Origin of the sequence: Rathayibacter tritici, from assembly GCF_002932875.1 — a bacterium.
GTDB classification, from domain to species: Bacteria; Actinomycetota; Actinomycetes; order Actinomycetales; family Microbacteriaceae; genus Rathayibacter; species Rathayibacter tritici.
The window spans coordinates 43,607-61,586 of record NZ_PSWS01000070.1; the positions used below are offsets into that span (position 1 = coordinate 43,607).

A 17,980-nucleotide genomic window follows, 5' to 3' on the forward strand; every position below is an offset into this window, starting at 1 on the left:
CGGCGACCGCCGCTCCTCCCCCCACCGCATCGGGCGGGAGAGGAGCGGCGGCTGCGTCAGTCGAACGCGACGATCAGCTCGACCTCGACCGGAGCGCCGAGCGGCAGCTGGGCCACGCCCACGGCCGAGCGCGCGTGCCGACCGGCGTCGCCGAACAGGTCGCCGAGCAGCTCCGAGGCGCCGTTGATCACGCCGGGCTGACCGGTGAAGCCGGCGGCCGAGGCGACGAATCCGGTGAGCTTCACGATGCGCGTCACGCGGTCCAGCGAGCCGATCGCGTCGGCGACCGCCGCGAGCGCGTTGAGCGCGCAGGTGCGGGCGAGGTCCTTCGCCTGCTCGGGCGACACCTCGGCGCCGACAGTGCCCGTCAGCGGCAGGGCGCCGTCGACGAAGGGGATCTGCCCGGCCGTGTAGACGAGGCCGCCGTGCACGACCGCCGGGACGTACGCACCGGCGGGAACCGCCACCGCGGGCAGCTCGATGCCGAGCTCCGCGAGCCGCTCGGCGATCACGCGCCCGCCTCGGCGACGGGGCGCTTGAGGTACGCGACGAGTCCGCCCTCGGGCCCGGTCACGATCTGGACCAGCTCCCAGCCCTCCGACCCCCAGGTGTTCAGGATTGCCGTGGTGTTGTGGATCATCAGCGGGGTGGTGATGTACTCCCAGCGCGGGACGGACATGGCTCTCCTCGGGTGCGGCCGGTGCGGGACGACTGCTGAGCGCCGCGCGTCGGCGGGATGAGCGCCGCGGCTCGTCCGAGCGCGGCGACTACGCTGATTCTACGTCGGGCCAGGGTGGGACCAGAGTCGTGAAGACCATCGGGGGCGCCGTCGGAGGCGCGATCGGCATCGTCGCGATGAGCGTCGTCGCGAGAGTCCTGGTGGCCGCCTCGCTGACGCCCGCGATCGCGCTGAGCGGCATGGCCGCCGGGAATACGGTCCAGATGTTCGACAACCTCCCCGAGTACCTCGAGATCGGGGACCTCGCCGAGAAGAGCAACGTCTCTGCGAAGGACTCCTCCGGTGGCGACGTACTGCTGGCCTCTTTCTCCGCGCAGAACCGGGTAGAGGTGGGCTGGGACGACATTTCGCCGTTCGTCAAGGACGCGGCACGGCGCGCGCCGCGGCGACGACGGCGATGGGCGGTGACGTCCAAGGCGGTTCCTCGATCACGCAGCAGTACGTCAAGAATGTGCTCGTGATCACCGAGCCCAGTACCGGCTGCCAGACTGCCGGAGTAGCGGCCTTCGGGGCGAGCCAGGACGAGCGCGACGCGACCTTCAAGCGCGGGCGAACGTTAACATCGGCAGCGCGAGCGTGTCGGTCGAGGTCGGCACCGGCCGCATCCTCGCGATGACCCAGAACAAGGACTACTCCAACGATCCGGATCTGACCGGCGCCACGTCCACAAGTGTCAACGACAACGCCGACTTCGGCTACGGCGGCTCCTCCGGATTCCAGGTCGCTTCGACCGACAAGGTGTTCACTCTCGCCGAGTGGCTGCAGGAGGGGCACTCGCTCGGTGAGAGCGTCGACGGCACCCGCCGCGCGTACACGACGTTCCGCGACAGCTGCGAGCCCGACGGGGTCTACTACGTCAGCGAGCCCTGGAACCCCGGGCACGACGAGGGCGGCAATGGAGGAGTCACCACGACGCTCCAGGCCACCACCGGTTCCATCAACACCTCCTTCGCCGCGATGGCGCAGCAGCTCGACCACTGCGGCATTCGCAACACCGCCCTCCCGACGGGTGTGCACCGCGCCGACGGCACCGAACTCCAGAAACTCGCGCCCACCCTTCTGGGCACCACCCCGGTCGCGATCGACCGCATCGTGGACCGCACGGGCGCCGATATCGCCCCGCCCGCCTCGGAGTGCAGCCAGGGCATGTCGGAGGAGGTCGCCGCGACCGCCGGGTACGCGCTACAGCGGGTGGTCACCGGAGGAACGGGGGCGCTCTCCACCCCCCGCAGCCGAGTTCCGCACATCGGCAAGACCGGCACCACCGACAACGCGCTACACACCTGCATGGTCGGCACCAGCACCGACCCCGCCGGCTCCCGCCTCTCGAGAGGGGCCGAGGTCACCCTGCTGATGAGCGCCGGGCCCGCGCCCCGTGGTTGAGCCAGGGCGCCACTGCCGGGAGCGTCCGGCAGAATGAACGCGGTCGCGCTCGCGGCCGACCCGCGAGAGAAGGACCCATGACTGGACGCAGCAGCCGCCCCCTCACCACCGCCCTCGCGACCATCGCCGCCGCCGGAACCCTCGCGGCTGCCTGGGGCATCGGCATCGAGCGGACGCTGTTCACCGTCCGCCGCACCTCGTTCGCGGTGCTGCCCGCGGGTGCCGATCCGATCCGCATCCTGCACGTATCGGACCTGCACATGGCCCCCTGGCAGTCGAAGAAGCAGGAGTGGGTCCGCTCGCTCCTCGCGCTCGCGCCGGACATCGTCGTGGACACCGGTGACAACCTCGGCCACCGCGACGGCGTTCTCGGCATCCGCCGGGCCCTCGAGCCCTTCGCGGGGATCCCCGGCGCCTTCGTGAACGGCTCGAACGACTACTTCGGCCCGCGGATCAAGAATCCGCTCCGCTACTTCCTTGGTCCCTCCACCAATCCGAAGCAGCACGAGGCCGACCTCGACATCGAGGGCCTCACCGGCTTCTTCTCCGGCGGACTCGGCTGGATCGATCTCAACAACCGCGCCGAGAGCATCACCGTGAAGGGCACGCGGATCGAGTTCTTCGGCGTCGATGACCCGCACATCGGCCTCGACCGCATCGACCTCGTCGCCGGTGCCGTGGACGAGTTGCGCGGCTCGGAGGACGGACCGGCGGGCGTCAGCATCGGCGTCGCCCACGCGCCCTACCAGCGCGTCCTCGACGACTTCGTCGCCCGCGGAGCCGAGGTGATCCTCGCCGGACACACCCACGGCGGCCAGGTCTGCGTCCCGGGCTTCGGCGCCCTCGTCACCAACTGCGACATCCCGCGCGATAAGGTCGCCGGCTCGACGACATGGGACAGCGGACGGCGCAGCGCCTACCTCAACGTCTCGGCCGGAGTCGGCACGTCGATCTACGCGCCCGTGCGCTTCGCGTGCCGCCCCGAGGTGACGCTCGTGACGCTCACTCCCCCCGCCGCTCCCTCCGCCGCTCCTTCCGCCGCTCCCTCCGCCTGACAGGGATGTCCGACAGCGCCCCGGAAATCGGCTACTATTGTCGAGGCTCGTGAGCGGTTCTCCGTGACGAGCACGCCGGGGTGTGGCGCAGCTTGGTAGCGCGCCTCGTTCGGGACGAGGAGGTCGTGGGTTCGAATCCCGCTACCCCGACCGGTGAGAAGCCCGGCCAGGATCGATGATCCGGCCGGGCTTCGTCGTTTCCAGGCCGGGCTGCCTCGCGGCTCGCGAGCCTACGGAGTCGCTTCCCGCCTCCCCGCGACCCTTGACGTCTTCTCCCGCGCCTCTCACAGTGTCCCCCTGCGCCTCCCGGCCCTATCCCAGGGGCCACAGGTCAGACTGAGCTTCCGCCGCCGTCGTCGCCTCTGCCCGACGCCCGACGAGAGGAGCACCGTGACTCGGTCGCTCAGCCGCCTCACCCTCGCCATCGGCGTGCCCTACCTGATCGCACTCGCGATGATCGCCTTCTGGCCGACGCCCGTCGATAGCGGGATGAGAGGCGACCTCGGCCGAGTGGGCTCGTGGTTCTCCCGGCACCATCTGCCCCGGGTCGACTACGCCTTCCTCGAGGCCAGCGCCAACATCGCCCTGTTCGTCCCCCTCGGCCTGCTCCTCGCGCTCAACCTGCGCCCCCGGTCGGCGTGGATCGCGGTCGTCGTCGGCGCCCTGGTGAGCTCGCTGATCGAGACCGGACAGCTGCTCTTCCTCTCGTCCCGCTTCGCAAGCCTGCAGGACGTGGTGATGAACACCTCGGGAGCCCTGCTCGGTGCTCTGGCCGGGGTTCTGCTGCGGATCATCGTCCATGCGCAGCGACGCCGGAGGGCTGCCGAGCGAGACGACGCTTTCGCGCACATCCCCCTCCGCGGCACCTCCGGCGTTGTGGCGGATCAGCCGAGCCGCGTGCTCTGAGAGCGCGGCCGACGGCCCGGGCGGATCAGCGACCGAGGCCGCGGTACTCCCAGCCGGCTGCGCGCCAGGCCGCGGGGTCTAGGCAGTTGCGTCCGTCCACGAGGAAGGTGTTGGCCACCTTTTCAGCGGCGGCAGCCGGATCGAGGGCGCGGAACTGCTTCCACTCCGTGACGACGACCACGGCGTCGGCGCCGGTCAGGGCCTCGTCGACGTCGCTCGTATAGCTGAGCTCGGGGCAGCGGCGGCGCGAGTTCTCGATCGCCTCCGGGTCGGTCGCGACCACCACGGCGCCGAGGTCGTGCAAGCGCATAGCCACGTCGAGAGACGGCGAGTCACGGATGTCGTCCGACTCGGGCTTGAACGCTAGGCCGAGCACCGCGACTCGGCGCCCCGTGACGGACCCACCGAGGCCCTCGGTGACGAGATCGACGACACGCTGGCGGCGGCGCAGGTTGATCGCGTCGACCTCCTTGAGAAAGGCGACTGAGCCGCCCACACCGAGCTCGTCGGCTCGCGCGGAGAAGGCCCGAATGTCCTTGGGGAGGCAGCCGCCGCCGAAGCCGATGCCGGCATTGAGGAAGCGGCGGCCGATGCGCACGTCATAGCCGATCGCGTCGGCGAGCTGTGTGACGTCGGCACCGGTGACCTCCGCGATCTCGGCAATCGCGTTGATGAACGAGATCTTGGTGGCGAGGAAGGCGTTCGCCGAGACTTTCACCAGCTCGGCGGTGGCGTAATCGGTCACCACCAGTGGGGTCTCGGCGGCGAGCGCGGTCGCGTAGACCTCGTCGAGGGTCGCCTTGGCCGCGACTCCGGCTGCGCCCTCGGGCACGCCGTAGACCAGGCGGTCGGGGCTGATCGTGTCCTGCACGGCGAAGCCCTCGCGGAGGAACTCGGGGTTCCAGGCAAGGGTCGCGCCGGAGGAGGCGATCCGCTCGGCCAAGCGCGCAGCGGTGCCGACGGGGACGGTCGACTTGCCGACCACCAGGGAGTCGGCGCCGAGGTGCGGCAGGAGGCCGTCGATCGCCGAGTCGACGTAGGTCATGTCGGCGGCGTTCTCGCCCGGCTTCTGGGGCGTGCCGACGGCGACGAAGTGCACCGCGGCACCGGCTGCGTCAGCCATGTCGGTCGAGAAGCGCAGGCGGCCGGAGGCGACCCCGGAGGACAGCAGCTCGGGTAGGCCCGGCTCGAAGAACGGCGCGGTGCCGGCGGCGAGAGCGTCGATCTTCTTCTGGTCCACGTCGATGCCGATGACGTCGTGGCCGAGTTCGGCCATGGCGGCGGCGTGGACGGCACCGAGGTAGCCGCAGCCGATGACAGAAAGCTTCACAGGGGGTCTCCGAATCGTGACAGGCTCGTGTCGCGGTCGCGACGGTGAGGAGGGAGCGAGGTGATGCGGCGAGGCGTCGGCGCGCCGGTGGCGCGCGACTACCGCCGCGCCAATGCTCTCAGATCACGGGAGACGTCGGCGACAGCGGCCGAGATCTGCGCGGCGACGCGTTCGTGCACGGCCTCGCTCCGGCCGATCGGGTCCTCGATGTCGTCGCCCTCACCGCGCGGGGCACGCCCACGATGGGCGGCGGCCAGCCGCACGACGGCGCGGAGTCGCGCCGCCGGATCCTCGATGGCCGGCAGCGGCACTTCACGTACCACGAACGGGAGTACTCGCGCGAATTCGAGCAGAGTGAATCCGCGGAGCAGGAGCGACGGGAAGCGCCGGGAGGCGTCGACCAGGTGGTCGCGGGTCATCGTGAGCAGAAGGTCGGCCCCGCCGACGACCGCCTCGTCCAGCACAGCACTGGTGTGAGCGGCCGGGTCACCGCCGTGCTGCGCCGAGAAGCGCGCCGACATCGCGTCCATCGGCAGCCCGGCGCGGGTCCGCACTCCGGCGCTGGTGAACGCGAAGAGCGGACCGCCGTTCGGGGAGGTCGCATCGCCGAGCGCAGCGCGCAACAGTTGTTCGGCCATCGGCGACCGACAGATGTTTCCGGTGCAGACGGACAGCACAGTGAAGACCGGGGCGGCGGAGGCGGCGACCGGCTCGTCCGGTCGCCAGCTCCGTCGTGCGGGGCGGGCGGAGTCGTCTCCGGACAGGATCATCGCGGAACGCTCAGGCCGAGGTCGGCGCGGGCTCGGCCTCGACGGCCGTGTCCGGGCGGGCGCCCGATCGCTCGGAGCCGTAGTAGCTCGTGTAGTAGTAGCCGTAGCCTCGGCCGACCTGACCGCGCGCGGGCACACGGTTGAGGATCACGCCGAGGGTGTGCCCGCTGACCCGCTCGAGGTTCTGGATCGCCTTGCCGAGTTCATCCGTCGTCGTCTTGCCGGCCGAGATCACGACGAGCGCACCATCGGTGCGGGCGGTGAGGATGGCGCCGTCGGTCACGGGAAGCAGCGGCGGTGCGTCAACGATGACGATGGCTTCGCGGGCGATCTCGTGCAGAAGGATGTCCATCCCGTTGGAGCCGAGGAGCTCGGACGGGTTCGGCGGGATCGAGCCCGCGCCGAGCACCCAGAGGTTGCCGGAGGGGCCCCACGGCTGCAGGACGTCCTGCAGCTCGGCCTTGCCGATCAGCAGATCGGTCAGGCCCACACCGGGCACGAGGCCGAAGGACTTGGCGACGGTGGGCTTGCGAAGATCGCCGTCCACCACGACGGTGCGCTGACCGGACGCGGCGAGGGTGACTGCGAGGTTCGCGGTCACGGTCGACTTGCCGTCAGAGGGCAGCGGGCTCGTCACGACGATGATCCGCGGCGGGCTGTCGATGTTCATGAACTGCAGGTTCGTCCGCAGCTCGCGAAGGGACTCCGCGAGAGCGTGCTTGCCGTCGGCCTTCACATAGTCCGTGGTGTCGGCCTCGGGGACGATGCGGTTGGTCTCGCTCAGGCGCTTGTCGACGGGGAGGGTGCCGACCACGGGCAGATCGAACAGGCGCTCGACCATCTCTGCGGTGCGAATGCGACGGTCGAGGGTGTTGCGGACGAACGCGTAGATCAGGCCGAGCACGAGGCCGACGAGCGCGCCGACCGCGAGGACGAGGCGCAGATTCGGGAACGCCGGTGCGGACGGAAGTGCGGCGGTCTGCAGGACGGTGAGGGTGACGGTGTCGCCCACTCCCGTCTCCTGGTTGACCTGCTGCACCTTCGTGGCGATCGCCGAGACCCACGCGTCGGCGAGCTTCTGCGCGCCCTCCGGCGTGGAGGCGGTGGCGCTGACCTTCATCACCGGAGCGACGGTGTCGGGCTGCACGGTGATCGCCGAGATCAGCGTGGCGGGCGAGACGTCGAGCCCGAGGCTGTCGATCGCGATCTGCGCCACATCGCGCGAGGTGGCAATGGGGATGTAGGTCGCGAGGTTCGACTTGGCGACCGTCTGCGCGATCTGCTGGGTGTAGATCGCTTGGCTGTCATCGCTGCCCCCGCCCCCGGTGGCGACCGAGACGAGACCCTGCGAGTCGGCGACGTAACGCGGCTTCTGCGTCAGTGACCAGCCGAAGGCGACGAGGGTACCGAGGAGGATCGCCGCAACGATCGGGATCCAGTGGTCACGAAGCAGCCGGAGGACGTCTCGAAGTTCCACGGAGTCAGATTCCTTCGCTGGTACGGATCACGCGGCGGACGCCGTGGACATGTTCTTCCGAAGTCTGGCACAGGGCTCCATCACCCTCGACGCGAGGCGCGTCATACGTGCCACCCGTCGGGGGTGAGCCTCGGAGAAGTCCCTCTCGTGATAACGCGGAGGCCCTCGAGCTCGACCAGGGCCGCCTCGACCACCGCCGCGGCATCGACCCCGGGAGGCGGCGGACCGGCCTCGTCGAGCACTGCGGCGACGAGGCCGTCGACGTCCACTGCGCTGCCGAGGTGCCGCCAGACAAGCGGCCCGATGCCGGAGAGACGCACGAGGGTGTCGTCGCAGAACACCAGGAGCTGTCCGTCGGGAAGGGCGACCGCGTCGTCGGCGGGAGCGCGCCGGACCGAGCCGGGGCGCGCCTCGTGGAGCGGTTCGAGCGGCAGGGCGACGACCTCGCTCCAGATCGTCGGAGCCGGGGCGCCGAGAGTGGCGAACACCTCCTCGACCCGCGGCACGACGCTGTCGGCCTCGGAGTACACCAGACGCCGGACGCCGCCGAGACTGGTCAGCCTGCGGACGAGGTCGGTGATCGGGCGCGGACGAGCCGAGAGGTAGGACGTCTGCGGCACGAGGTCCTCGATCGCCTCCATAGGGTCGACGTGCTCGAGGAACGGGGCCCCGACTCCGTCCCGACGCTCGAGCAGGACGACTCCCGCGAGCCGTAGCGGTGCCTTCGGGACCGGCAGCAGTGAGAGGGACGCTGGGGCGACCTGGGCCTTGGGCGCGGAGCCGGTCAGTGGCTTCACCGACAGCGGCTTGGGGTACGGAAGGACGCGGCCGTCGGCGGCCACTGCGACGGTCTCGTCCGTCACGTAGCCGAAGCGGAGGCCGAGCGTCCGGGCGATCGTGGTCTTGCCGGTGCCCGAGGCGGCCACGAAGGCGAGCACGCGGCCGGAGTCGTCGGCGATCCCGCACGCGTGCAGCATCAGCAGGTCGCCACGCCGCGCGCCGATCGCCTCGACGGTGAGGGTCGAGGTGAGCGACTCCTCCAGCTGCGCGAGAGTGGTGCTCGAGACCCGCGGCGAGTCGTCGAGCGGGGCGGAGGGAGTGACGGCCACCTCGGCGAGGACGTCCCGCGCCGCGCCGTCCGGCTCAGCGGCGCAGGACGCCCAGCTGTCGGCGATGCGCGCCGCGTCTTCATCGCTGACGCCGTCACCGAAGACGACTCGGAACGGGGTCTCGAGTATCGAGAGGGACAGTGTGCGGGGCTCTCGGGCCCTGACGGCGGCGATTAGTACGCTCCGTCGCGGGCAAGCACAGCGCGCGCGGTCTTGAAGAGGATGACGATGTCGCCGGTCATCGACCAGTTCTCGACGTAGTAGAGGTCGAGACGGACGGTGTCCTCCCACGAGAGGTTCGAGCGACCGCTGACCTGCCAGAGGCCGGTGATGCCCGGCTTCATCAGGAAGCGGCGATGCACGTGCTCCTCGTACTGCTCGACCTCGCGCGCCAACGGCGGCCGGGGGCCGATCAGCGACATGTCGCCGCGGAAGACGTTGAGGAACTGCGGCAGCTCATCGAGGCTGAAGCGGCGCAAAATCGCACCGACGGGCGTGACGCGCGGGTCCTTCGCCATCTTGAAGAGGATCGAGTTCCCCTCGGCGCGCTGCTGCGAGGCGAGAGCGTCCAGACGGGCTTCGGCGTCAACAACCATCGAGCGGAACTTGAGCATTTCGAACGTCGCTCCGTTCAGACCGATGCGCTCCTGGCGGAAGAGCACCGGCCCCGGACTCGTCATCGTGACCAGAGCGGCGACGACCACGAGGACCGGCGCGCTGAGGATGATCAGCATCGTCGAGGCGAGGATGTCGAACAGCCGCTTGGCGAAACGCTGGCGTCCGTCGAACCGCGGGGTCTCCACGTGGATCAGCGGCAGACCGGCGACCGGGCGGGTGTGGATGCGGGGGCCACCGATATCGGTGAGGCTCGGCGCGACAACCAGGTGCTCGCGCCCCGGCTCGAGCGTCCAGCTGAGCTCGCGGATCCGCTGCGGAGCGAGCTCGTCCGAACTGGTGACGACCACGGTGTCGGCGCCGGTGGCGTCCATCACCGCGCGGACTCCGTCGATCCCGGTGAAGCTGTGGACCGCGAGGCCCGAGAGCTCCTGCTCGCTCTCCAGGGCGGCCGCACCGCCGACCGACGTGGAGACGGCGCCGACGAGCTTGTAGCCCGCCTCGCTGCCGCGGCGCAGCTCACGCGCGGTGTGCAGGACACTCGCGCGGGAGCCGAGCAGCACGACCTGGCTCGAAAAGCGGCCCGAGCGGCGCTGTCGGGTAAGCCACGAGCGCCAGACCAGACGGCCGACGCAGATGAGCACGATCCCGGCGGGAAACGCCGTGATGATGTAGCCGCGCGCCAGCAGGATCTGCAACAGGTAGGCGATGATCGCGACGATGCCGAAGAGCCAGATCGACGCGTCGACCACGCGGCGGTACTCGACGTAGCCGGTGCCGACGATCCGCCGGTCACGGGTGTCGAAGACCTGAAGGGCGAGGAGCCAGCCGACCGAGAGGGCGACGGACACCCAGGTGTAGCTGACGGCGATGTCTGCGGGGTTCTGGAAGCCCACGTCGGAGTTGAGGTTCAGGTCGAACCAGAAGAGCTGCGTCCCGAAGACGGAGAGGACGATCGCGACGATGTCCGTGATCAACAGCCGTCGCCGGTAGTCCTGCTCCCACGACGGTCGACGTTTCGGCGATGTCCCTTGCGCCGTCATCGATTTCCCCGACCTTTCCTGCTGCTCCGAAAGGCGTACTTCCGTTTCCGGTGTTGTCACGTCGCCAGGCTACCCACTTCCTCGTTTCCGATGGGTGTCGGCCAGGCGAGAGATGCTCCTCAGGTTAGCCGCGGAGCCGACCGCGGCTCTCCTGGAGGTAGCACGCGCCGCACAGGGACTCGTAAGTGACCGCCGCTCCGTCGATTGCGACCTGGTCACCGTCGAACACGAAACGGCCGTCGACGACGCGCCCGTTGAAGATCGCTTTGCGCCCGCACCGGCAAATCGTCTTCAGCTCCTCGAGGCTGTGGGCGATCTCGAGGAGCCGTCGGCTGCCCGGGAACGCGGCGGTGCGGAAGTCCGTCCGGATGCCGTAGGCCAGCACGGGGACGTTCTCGAGGATGGCGATCCGGAGCAGATCGTCCACGTGCGACTCGGGCAAGAACTGTGCCTCGTCGACGAGGAGGGCGCTGACATCGCGCGCCGACTCGGCCAGGACCCGGGCCCGCGCGGCGGTGAAAACGGCCACCGGATCGCCGTCGGGCTCGAACAGGACGTCCACCGAACGGGTGACACCCAAACGCGACACGATCAGCTCGTCACCCTTCGTATCGACGGCGGGCTTGGCCAGCAGCACCCGGTGGCCCCGCTCCTCGTAGTTGTGCGCGGCCTGCAGGAGCGACGTGCTCTTCCCGCTGTTCATCGCGCCGTAGCGGAAGTACAGCTTGGCCATCAGGTCTCCTCGAGGTTGGTGCGGAGGAGACTCCCCCGTGGCGAGTGCGCGGCGCTCACGGGAGGAACCCGTCCTCGCCGGCTCGGCGGATCAGATCGGCGCGCCGGCTCGCGGGGCGGCCGACGGCGACGTATTTGCGGCGCACGCGCTGTAAATACGTCTTGGCAGTCTCGAACCGCACATTCATCTTCGCGGCCACCTCCGGCGTGCTCGAGCCGGACGCGTACAGGCGCAACGCCTCCAGCTCGCACGCGCTCAGGCGAGGGCGCTGTTGCGCGGCGACCCCGGACGGCAGCGGACGCCACTGCGCGGACGAGAGGTCGGCGGAGCGCATCTCGAGAGCGGCGCGAGTCTGCTCCATCACCTCGGCGATCGGACGCGACTTCGCGAGGTGACGGACGGCTCCGGCGCGAAGCGCGCGCTCGTGGACCTCGTCGTCCTCGCTGTCCGAGAGCACAACCACAGCGGCGCCCGCGGCACGGCAGGTACGGATCCGCGCTTCGATCGAGATCGGCTCGCGCAACTCGGTGGCCATGACCACCACCTGAGTGGGGAACACGTCGCTCGTGACGAGATCGAGCCAGGTGCACGCGGCGACGACGACCTCGAAGTCCGGGGCGTGCGAGCGGATCCACGCGCCGCTCTCGGCGAGCTGGTCCTCGTCGGGGTCGAGCAGGCCAAGGCGGACCGGGCGCGGGCCCGTGTCGCGAGCGCTCCGGGCGCAGGAGCCCGAGGGCTCACCGGAGCGGGTGATCATGCGGACGATCCTAGCCGCGGCCTGCTGCGCCACCGGCTCAGAACAGCGTCGGCTGCCCGACGCCCGGCAGGATCGCGGCGCGCTCGGCACCGAGCTCGCCGACGAGCAGACCGTCGTGCTCGAGGGAGCGGCGCTCACCACCGAGGGTTCGCAGGGTGCCGAGCGAGCCCAGCGCAGAGGAGCGGACCGATCCGGTCGCCGGATCCTCCTCGCCGCGCTCCAGCCGGTGTGCCCGCATCAGCGGGCGCATGCGCTCCGACAGCCAGCGGCGGTACTCCAGCGGGGCGTAGGCGGCGCGGCCCGGGTAGAGGGAGCGGTAGCGGTCGACGAGCTCGGGGTGCTCCTGCGCAAGCCACTGCAGGAACCACTCCTTGACTCCGGGCTTGAGGTAGAGGGTCGAGTACATGATCGTGCTGGCGCCGGCCTCACGGCAGGCTCGGAGCGATTCGTCGAGGTGCGCGCGGGTGTCGGTCAGGAAGGGCAGGATCGGCATCAGGAACACCGAGCACTCGAATCCCGCCTCCCGTGCCGCGGTGACCGTTGCCAATCGAGCCGCGGCCGTGGGCGCCCCCGGCTCGACGGAGCGCTGAAGTTCCTCGTCGTAGACGGCGATCGAGACACCGAGGTCGACCGGAACGTGCTCCGCGGCCTCGCGGAGAAGCGGCAGGTCGCGCCGCAGCAGGGACCCCTTCGTCAGGATCGAGATCGGGGTGCCGGAGGCAGCGAGCGCGGCAATGATGCCCGGCATCAGCCGGTACCGGCCCTCGGCGCGCTGGTACGGGTCGGTGTTGGTGCCGAGGGCCACCGGGTGGCGCTCCCAGCTCGGCTTGGCGAGCTCCCGCGTGAGGACCTCGGCGACGTTCACCTTCACCACGATCTGCGAGTCGAAGTCGCGCCCGCCGTCGAATTCGAGGTACTCGTGCGTGGGCCGAGCAAAGCAGTAGGTGCAGGCGTGCGTGCAGCCGCGCATCGGATTGATGGTCCAGCCGAACGGCATCTTCGAGGAGGTGTGCACCCGGTTGAGCGCCGACTTCGCGAGCACCTCGTAGAAGGTGATTCCGTCGAATTCCGGCGTGCGCACTGTCCGCACCAGATCGGTGAGCTTCACCAGCCCGGGCAGCGCGGCCTCGTCGGCCGTACCGATCGACTGCCCGTTCCACCTCATGCAGCTATTAGAACATACGTTCGAACGACGCGCACGCAGTCAGACCGAGGCGGAGAGCTCCAGCGTCTCGGCGGTCGCGCTGACCGTCCGCTCGGCCTTCTCGGGCGCATCGTTGAGCGTCGAGCCGTAACTCGGCACCAGTGCGCGGATGCGCGGCTCCCAGGCCTTCATCCGATCGGGGAAGCACTTCTGCACGATGTCGAGCATGATCGGCACGGCGGTCGACGCTCCGGGCGAAGCACCGAGCAGCCCGGCGATCGTGCCGTCCCCCCCGGTGATGACCTCGGTGCCGAACTGCAGCACTCCGCCCTTCTTCTCGTCTTTCTTCATCACTTGGACGCGCTGGCCGGCCGTGATCAGGTACCAGTCCTCATCGCGGGCGGTCGGCAGGAATTCGCGCAGGGCCTTCATCTTCTTGCCGCGGCCGGCGAGCACCTCGCCGATCAGGTACTTCATCAGGTCGAGGTTGTCGCGGGCAACCGCGAGCATCGGGACGATGTTGTGCGGCCGGATCGACAGCGGCAGGTCGAGCCACGAGCCGCGCTTGAGGAACTTGGGCGTGAATCCGGCGTACGGACCGAACAGGAGCGACGACTCGCCGTCGACGACGCGCGCGTCCAGATGGGGCACTGACATCGGGGGCGCGCCGACGGCCGCCTTGCCGTAGACCTTGGCTGTGTGCCGGGCGACCAGCTCCGGGTTGTCGGTGCGGAGGAACTGCCCGGAGATGGGGAAGCCGCCGAAGCCCTTGATCTCGGGGATGCCGGACTTTTGCAACAGATGCAGCGCGCCCCCGCCGGCGCCGACGAAGACGAAGCGGGCGGTCACTCGCTGGGGCGTCCCGCCAACGAGCTGCTTGAGATCGAGGCGCCAGGTGCCGTCCTTCTGGCGGGTGATGTCGGTGACCTCGCGACCAGTGTCGAGCGTGCCGCCGTGGGCGACGACGTAATCGAACAGCTGGTGCGTCAGCGAGCCGAAGTCGACATCGGTTCCGGCCGGCATGCGGGTCGCGGCGTAGGGGCCGCCGCCCGCCGGCCGCTGCTCCATCAGCAGGGGCGCCCACTCGTGGATCGTCGTGATGTTCTCGGTGAACTCGATGCCGGCGAACAGCGGCTGGTCTTTGAGGGCCTCGTAGCGTTTGCGGAGGTACTCGACATTGGCTTCGCCGTGCACGAAGGTCATGTGCGGCGCCGGGTTGATGAAGCTGGACGGCTCACGGATGTCGCCGGACTCGACCAGGCTCGACCAGAACTGGCGCGAAATCTGGAACTGCTCGTTGATCTGAATGGCCTTCGCCGGGTCCACGGAGCCGTCGGCCGCCTCGGGCATGTAGTTGAGCTCGCAGAGAGCGGCGTGACCGGTGCCCGCGTTGTTCCACGGGTTCGACGATTCCTGCGCGACGTCGCCGAGGCGCTCGTAGGCGGCGATCGTCCAGTCGGGCTGCAGCTGGGTGATCAGGGCGCCCAGAGTGGCGCTCATGATGCCCCCACCGATGAGGGCGACGTCGACCGGTTCCGAGGAGTTCACGAGAGACGAGTTTACGCTCGCCCAGGCGCGCCACGGCGGGGAGAGGGCCGACGCGCCCATCAATTTCACGACTTTTCCACGCGGGAGGGGCGGCCGGACTCAGCAGCCCCTCCCCCGCGGATCAGGAGACGGGCTGCTTCGCCGCAATCAGCTCCGCGATCTGTACGGCGTTCAGGGCTGCGCCCTTGCGCAGGTTGTCATTGCTGATGAACAGCGCCAGGCCACGGCCCTCCGGAGCGCCCTCGTCGGCGCGGATGCGGCCGACATAGCTCGGGTCCGTGCCCGCGGCCTCCAGCGGAGTCGGTACCTCGCGCAGGACGACGCCGGGCGCCTCAGCCAGCAGCTCGCGCGCCCGCTCGGGGCTGAGAGCTGCGGCGAACTCCGCGTTGATCGAGAGCGAGTGGCCGGTGAAGACGGGCACGCGGACGCAGGTACCGGACACCAGCAGCTCGGGGAGCTCGAGGATGCGGCGGCTCTCGTTGCGGAGCTTCTTCTCCTCGTCGGTCTCGTTCGAGCCGTCCTCGACGAGGTTCCCGGCGAAGGGGATGACGTCGAAGGCGATCGGGGCGACGTACTTCTCGGGCGCGGGGAAGGCGACCGCCGAGCCGTCGTGCACCAGGTCGAGCAGGTGCTCGTCGGCGACGGCGGCGCGCACCTGACCGGCCAGTTCGTTCGCTCCGGCCAGCCCGCTACCGGACACGGCCTGGTAAGTGCTGACGATGAGGCGGGTGAGCCCGGCCTCGCGGTCGAGGACCTTCAGGATCGGCATCGCGGCCATCGTGGTGCAGTTCGGATTCGCGATGATGCCCTTCACCGCCTGGTCGATGGCGTGCGGGTTGACCTCGCTCACGACCAGCGGCACCTCGGGGTCCATCCGCCAGGCGCTGGAGTTGTCGATCACGGTGACGCCCGCCGCAGCGAAGCGGGGCGCCTGAGCGCGCGAGCCCGTGGCTCCGGCGGAGAACAGGGCGATGTCGAGGCCGGACGGATCGGCGGTCTCGACGTCCTCGACCACCACGTCCTCGCCGCGGAACGGCAGCGTCGTGCCCGCCGAGCGGGCGGTGGCGAAGAAGCGGATCGACGCGACGGGGAACTCGCGCTCCTCGAGGAGGCGGCGCATCACCTTCCCGACCTGGCCGGTCGCGCCGACGACGCCCACGTGGAGGGGGGTGCTGCTCATGCTGTGCTCTTTCGTCCGTGCGGCGCGGGCCGCTCGTGGCGGGGGGATCGAGGGAGAGGGTACCGGTCGGGTCGGCCACCCGGGAGGAACGGCCGGATCGAGACGGGGGTCGGCCGTCAGCGCCCGGTACCGGCGTAGACCACGGCCTCGTCCTCGGCATCGAGCCCGAAGGCGGTGTGTACGACGCGCAGGGCTTCGTTCACAGTGTCGGCGCGGGTGACGACCGAGATGCGGATCTCGCTGGTCGAGATCATCTCGATGTTGATCCCCGCCTCGTAGAGGGAGCGGAACAGCTTCGCCGAGACGCCCGCATTGGTGCGCATGCCGGCGCCGACAAGCGCGAGTTTGGCGATCTGGTCGTCGTACTGGAGCGATTCGAAGCCGACCTCGTCCTTCTCGGCGTCCAAAGCCTTGAGGACGGTCTGGCCGTCGGCCTTGGGCAGTGTGAACGAGATGTCGGTGCGTCCGGTGGCCGCGGCCGAGACGTTCTGCACGATCATGTCGATATTGGAGCCGGTCTTCGCCACGATCGTGAAGATCTGCGCGGCTTTTCCGGGGATGTCGGGGACGCCGACGACGGTGATCTTCGCCTCGTTCAGGTCGGTGGCGACTCCGGCGATGATGGGCTCTTCCACGGCTTGTCCGTTCTGCTCGGCGCCGTCGGTCTCGGCGTTGTAGACGATGGTGCCCTCGTTGGGGCTGAAAGAGGAGCGCACGTGCAGCGTGACTCCGTGGCGGCGGGCGAACTCGACGGCGCGGATGTGCAGCACCTTCGCGCCGGCGGCGGCGAGCTCGAGCATCTCCTCGCTCGTGATGCGGTCGAGCTTTCGGGCCTTGGTAACCACGCGCGGGTCAGCGGAGAAGACTCCGTCGACATCGGTGTAGATCTCGCAGGTGTCGGCACCCAGGCCCGCGGCGAGCGCGACGGCGGTGGTGTCCGAGCCGCCGCGGCCGAGGGTGGTGATGTCCTTCGTGTCGCGGTTGAAGCCCTGGAACCCGGCGACGATGACGACCGCGTTCTCATCGAGCGCCGCGCGCAGGCGGACCGGTGTGATGTCGACGATGCGGGCAGCGCCGTGCTGCGCATCCGTGATCATGCCGGCCTGGCTGCCGGTGAAGGAGCGGGCCTCGAAGCCCATACTCTTGATCGCCATCGCCAGCAGCGCCATCGAGATGCGCTCGCCCGAGGAGAGCAGCATGTCGAGCTCTCGGGGCGCCGGGAGGGGAGTGACCTGGTGGGCGAGCTCGAGCAGGTCGTCGGTGGTGTCGCCCATTGCCGAGACGGCCACGACGACGTCGTTGCCCGCCTGCTTGGTGGCGACAATGCGCTTCGCGACCCGCTTGATGCTCTCCGCGTCAGCGACGGAGGACCCGCCGAACTTCTGGACGATCAGGCTCACGTGCTGCTCCCGGGTCAGTGGCTGGAGGGCCGTCGCGACCCGACGGGCGAGTCTACCGGTCGCCCGCACTCCGGGCCGGTCACGTGAGTGGTCGGCGGTCGCGTCAATTCTCGACGAGGCGGCGGCCCTCGAAGGCACGGCCGAGCGTGATCTCGTCGGCGTACTCGAGGTCACCGCCGACAGGCAGACCCGAGGCGAGTCGGGTGATGCGGATGCCGAGAGTGCTGAGCATGCGGGAGAGGTAGGTCGCGGTCGCCTCGCCCTCGAGGTTGGGGTCGGTCGCGATGATCACCTCCTGCACCTCGCCGTCGGCGAGGCGTTGCAGCAGCTGGCGGATGCGGAGCTGGTCGGGGCCGATGCCGTCGATCGGGCTGATCGCGCCGCCGAGCACGTGGTACAGCCCGCGGAACTCGCGAGTGCGCTCGATCGCGGGGACGTCCTTCGCCTCCTCCACGACGCAGATGACCGTGCGGCTGCGACGCGGGTCGCGGCAGATCCCGCAGGTCGCCTCCTCCGCCACGTTCCCGCAGATGTCGCAGAAGTGCACCCGGTGACGCAGCTCCAGCAGAATCTCGGCGAGGCGGGTGACGTCGAACGTCTCAGTCTGCAGGATGTGGAACGCGATGCGCTGGGCGGACTTGGGGCCGATGCCGGGGAGTCGGCCGAGCTCGTCGATCAACTCCTGGACGATGCCTTCGTACATGCGGTCGCCTCCTCTCGAGTGGGGCGGACGAGTGGGACGAGATCGAGCGGGCGAGCGGGATCGACGAGGCGCGTATCCGCACTGTCGC

Annotated in this window: 18 protein-coding genes and 1 tRNA gene; 5 read left to right on the forward strand and 14 right to left on the reverse strand. The window is 69.7% G+C overall.

Going from position 1 to position 17,980, the window contains the following annotated elements:
* Positions 1 to 56: 56 nt before the first annotated feature.
* Complete coding sequence (locus C5D07_RS14160) at positions 57 to 512, reverse strand: RidA family protein (protein WP_211286388.1); 456 nt, start codon at positions 510 to 512, stop codon at positions 57 to 59.
* Positions 509 to 679: a Sp36 family protein gene (gene sp36, locus C5D07_RS15845; RefSeq protein ID WP_164861113.1), complete on the reverse strand. Its 171-nt coding sequence runs from the start codon at positions 677 to 679 to the stop codon at positions 509 to 511. The genes C5D07_RS14160 and sp36 overlap by 4 nt, the downstream gene beginning before the upstream one ends.
* 128 nt (positions 680 to 807) lie before the next feature.
* On the opposite strand from sp36, the gene C5D07_RS16195 reads away from it, so the two are divergent.
* The 5 genes from C5D07_RS16195 to C5D07_RS14190 all read left to right on the forward strand — a co-directional run bounded on the left by C5D07_RS16195 (position 808) and on the right by C5D07_RS14190 (position 4,083).
* On the forward strand, positions 808 to 1,200 hold the full coding sequence (locus C5D07_RS16195) for a hypothetical protein (protein WP_068254922.1): 393 nt from the start codon (positions 808 to 810) through the stop codon (positions 1,198 to 1,200).
* Positions 1,201 to 1,315: 115 nt separating this feature from the next.
* Positions 1,316 to 2,122: a penicillin-binding protein 1A gene (locus C5D07_RS14175; RefSeq protein WP_104259604.1), complete on the forward strand. Its 807-nt coding sequence runs from the start codon at positions 1,316 to 1,318 to the stop codon at positions 2,120 to 2,122.
* Between the two features lie 77 nt (positions 2,123 to 2,199).
* Positions 2,200 to 3,177, forward strand: coding sequence for a metallophosphoesterase (locus C5D07_RS14180; protein WP_104259605.1), 978 nt, complete (start codon positions 2,200 to 2,202; stop codon positions 3,175 to 3,177).
* A gap of 76 nt (positions 3,178 to 3,253) precedes the next feature.
* Positions 3,254 to 3,327 (forward strand) — tRNA-Pro (locus tag C5D07_RS14185).
* A gap of 240 nt (positions 3,328 to 3,567) precedes the next feature.
* A complete protein-coding gene (locus C5D07_RS14190; RefSeq protein WP_068254929.1) occupies positions 3,568 to 4,083 on the forward strand; it encodes a VanZ family protein in 516 nt (171 codons plus the stop codon).
* A 25-nt stretch (positions 4,084 to 4,108) separates the two neighbouring features.
* Here the strand turns inward: C5D07_RS14190 and C5D07_RS14195 are convergent, their stop codons facing one another.
* The 12 genes from C5D07_RS14195 to recR all read right to left on the reverse strand — a co-directional run bounded on the left by C5D07_RS14195 (position 4,109) and on the right by recR (position 17,892).
* On the reverse strand, positions 4,109 to 5,413 hold the full coding sequence (locus tag C5D07_RS14195; protein WP_104259606.1) for a UDP-glucose dehydrogenase family protein: 1,305 nt from the start codon (positions 5,411 to 5,413) through the stop codon (positions 4,109 to 4,111).
* A gap of 98 nt (positions 5,414 to 5,511) precedes the next feature.
* Entirely contained in the window at positions 5,512 to 6,183 is a 672-nt protein-coding gene (locus C5D07_RS14200) for an arsenate reductase/protein-tyrosine-phosphatase family protein (RefSeq protein WP_084416001.1), read from the reverse strand.
* Between the two features lie 10 nt (positions 6,184 to 6,193).
* Positions 6,194 to 7,660 carry a tyrosine-protein kinase domain-containing protein gene (locus C5D07_RS14205; protein ID WP_068254935.1) on the reverse strand — a complete coding sequence of 489 codons (1,467 nt, stop codon included), beginning with the start codon at positions 7,658 to 7,660 and terminating at the stop codon, positions 6,194 to 6,196.
* 101 nt (positions 7,661 to 7,761) lie between these two features.
* On the reverse strand, positions 7,762 to 8,769 hold the full coding sequence (locus C5D07_RS14210) for a hypothetical protein (RefSeq protein WP_068254937.1): 1,008 nt from the start codon (positions 8,767 to 8,769) through the stop codon (positions 7,762 to 7,764).
* Positions 8,770 to 8,942: 173 nt separating this feature from the next.
* Positions 8,943 to 10,427 carry a sugar transferase gene (locus C5D07_RS14215; protein ID WP_068254940.1) on the reverse strand — a complete coding sequence of 495 codons (1,485 nt, stop codon included), beginning with the start codon at positions 10,425 to 10,427 and terminating at the stop codon, positions 8,943 to 8,945.
* Positions 10,428 to 10,551: 124 nt separating this feature from the next.
* On the reverse strand, positions 10,552 to 11,160 hold the full coding sequence (locus tag C5D07_RS14220) for a thymidine kinase (protein WP_068254942.1): 609 nt from the start codon (positions 11,158 to 11,160) through the stop codon (positions 10,552 to 10,554).
* A 55-nt stretch (positions 11,161 to 11,215) separates the two neighbouring features.
* Entirely contained in the window at positions 11,216 to 11,917 is a 702-nt protein-coding gene (locus C5D07_RS14225) for a response regulator transcription factor (RefSeq protein ID WP_068254945.1), read from the reverse strand.
* Positions 11,918 to 11,954: 37 nt separating this feature from the next.
* The gene (locus tag C5D07_RS14230) at positions 11,955 to 13,082 is read right to left on the reverse strand and encodes an Rv2578c family radical SAM protein (protein ID WP_084416002.1); all 1,128 of its coding nucleotides are present in this window, start codon (positions 13,080 to 13,082) and stop codon (positions 11,955 to 11,957) included.
* Between the two features lie 39 nt (positions 13,083 to 13,121).
* Positions 13,122 to 14,669 carry a malate:quinone oxidoreductase gene (locus C5D07_RS14235; protein WP_104259607.1) on the reverse strand — a complete coding sequence of 516 codons (1,548 nt, stop codon included), beginning with the start codon at positions 14,667 to 14,669 and terminating at the stop codon, positions 13,122 to 13,124.
* A 61-nt stretch (positions 14,670 to 14,730) separates the two neighbouring features.
* On the reverse strand, positions 14,731 to 15,789 hold the full coding sequence (locus C5D07_RS14240; protein WP_068254948.1) for an aspartate-semialdehyde dehydrogenase: 1,059 nt from the start codon (positions 15,787 to 15,789) through the stop codon (positions 14,731 to 14,733).
* A gap of 116 nt (positions 15,790 to 15,905) precedes the next feature.
* Positions 15,906 to 17,189 (reverse strand): aspartate kinase, encoded by a 1,284-nt coding sequence (locus tag C5D07_RS14245; RefSeq protein ID WP_068254950.1) that lies wholly within the window; start codon positions 17,187 to 17,189, stop codon positions 15,906 to 15,908.
* 103 nt (positions 17,190 to 17,292) lie between these two features.
* Entirely contained in the window at positions 17,293 to 17,892 is a 600-nt protein-coding gene (gene recR, locus C5D07_RS14250; RefSeq protein ID WP_068254953.1) for a recombination mediator RecR, read from the reverse strand.
* Positions 17,893 to 17,980 lie beyond the last annotated feature (88 nt).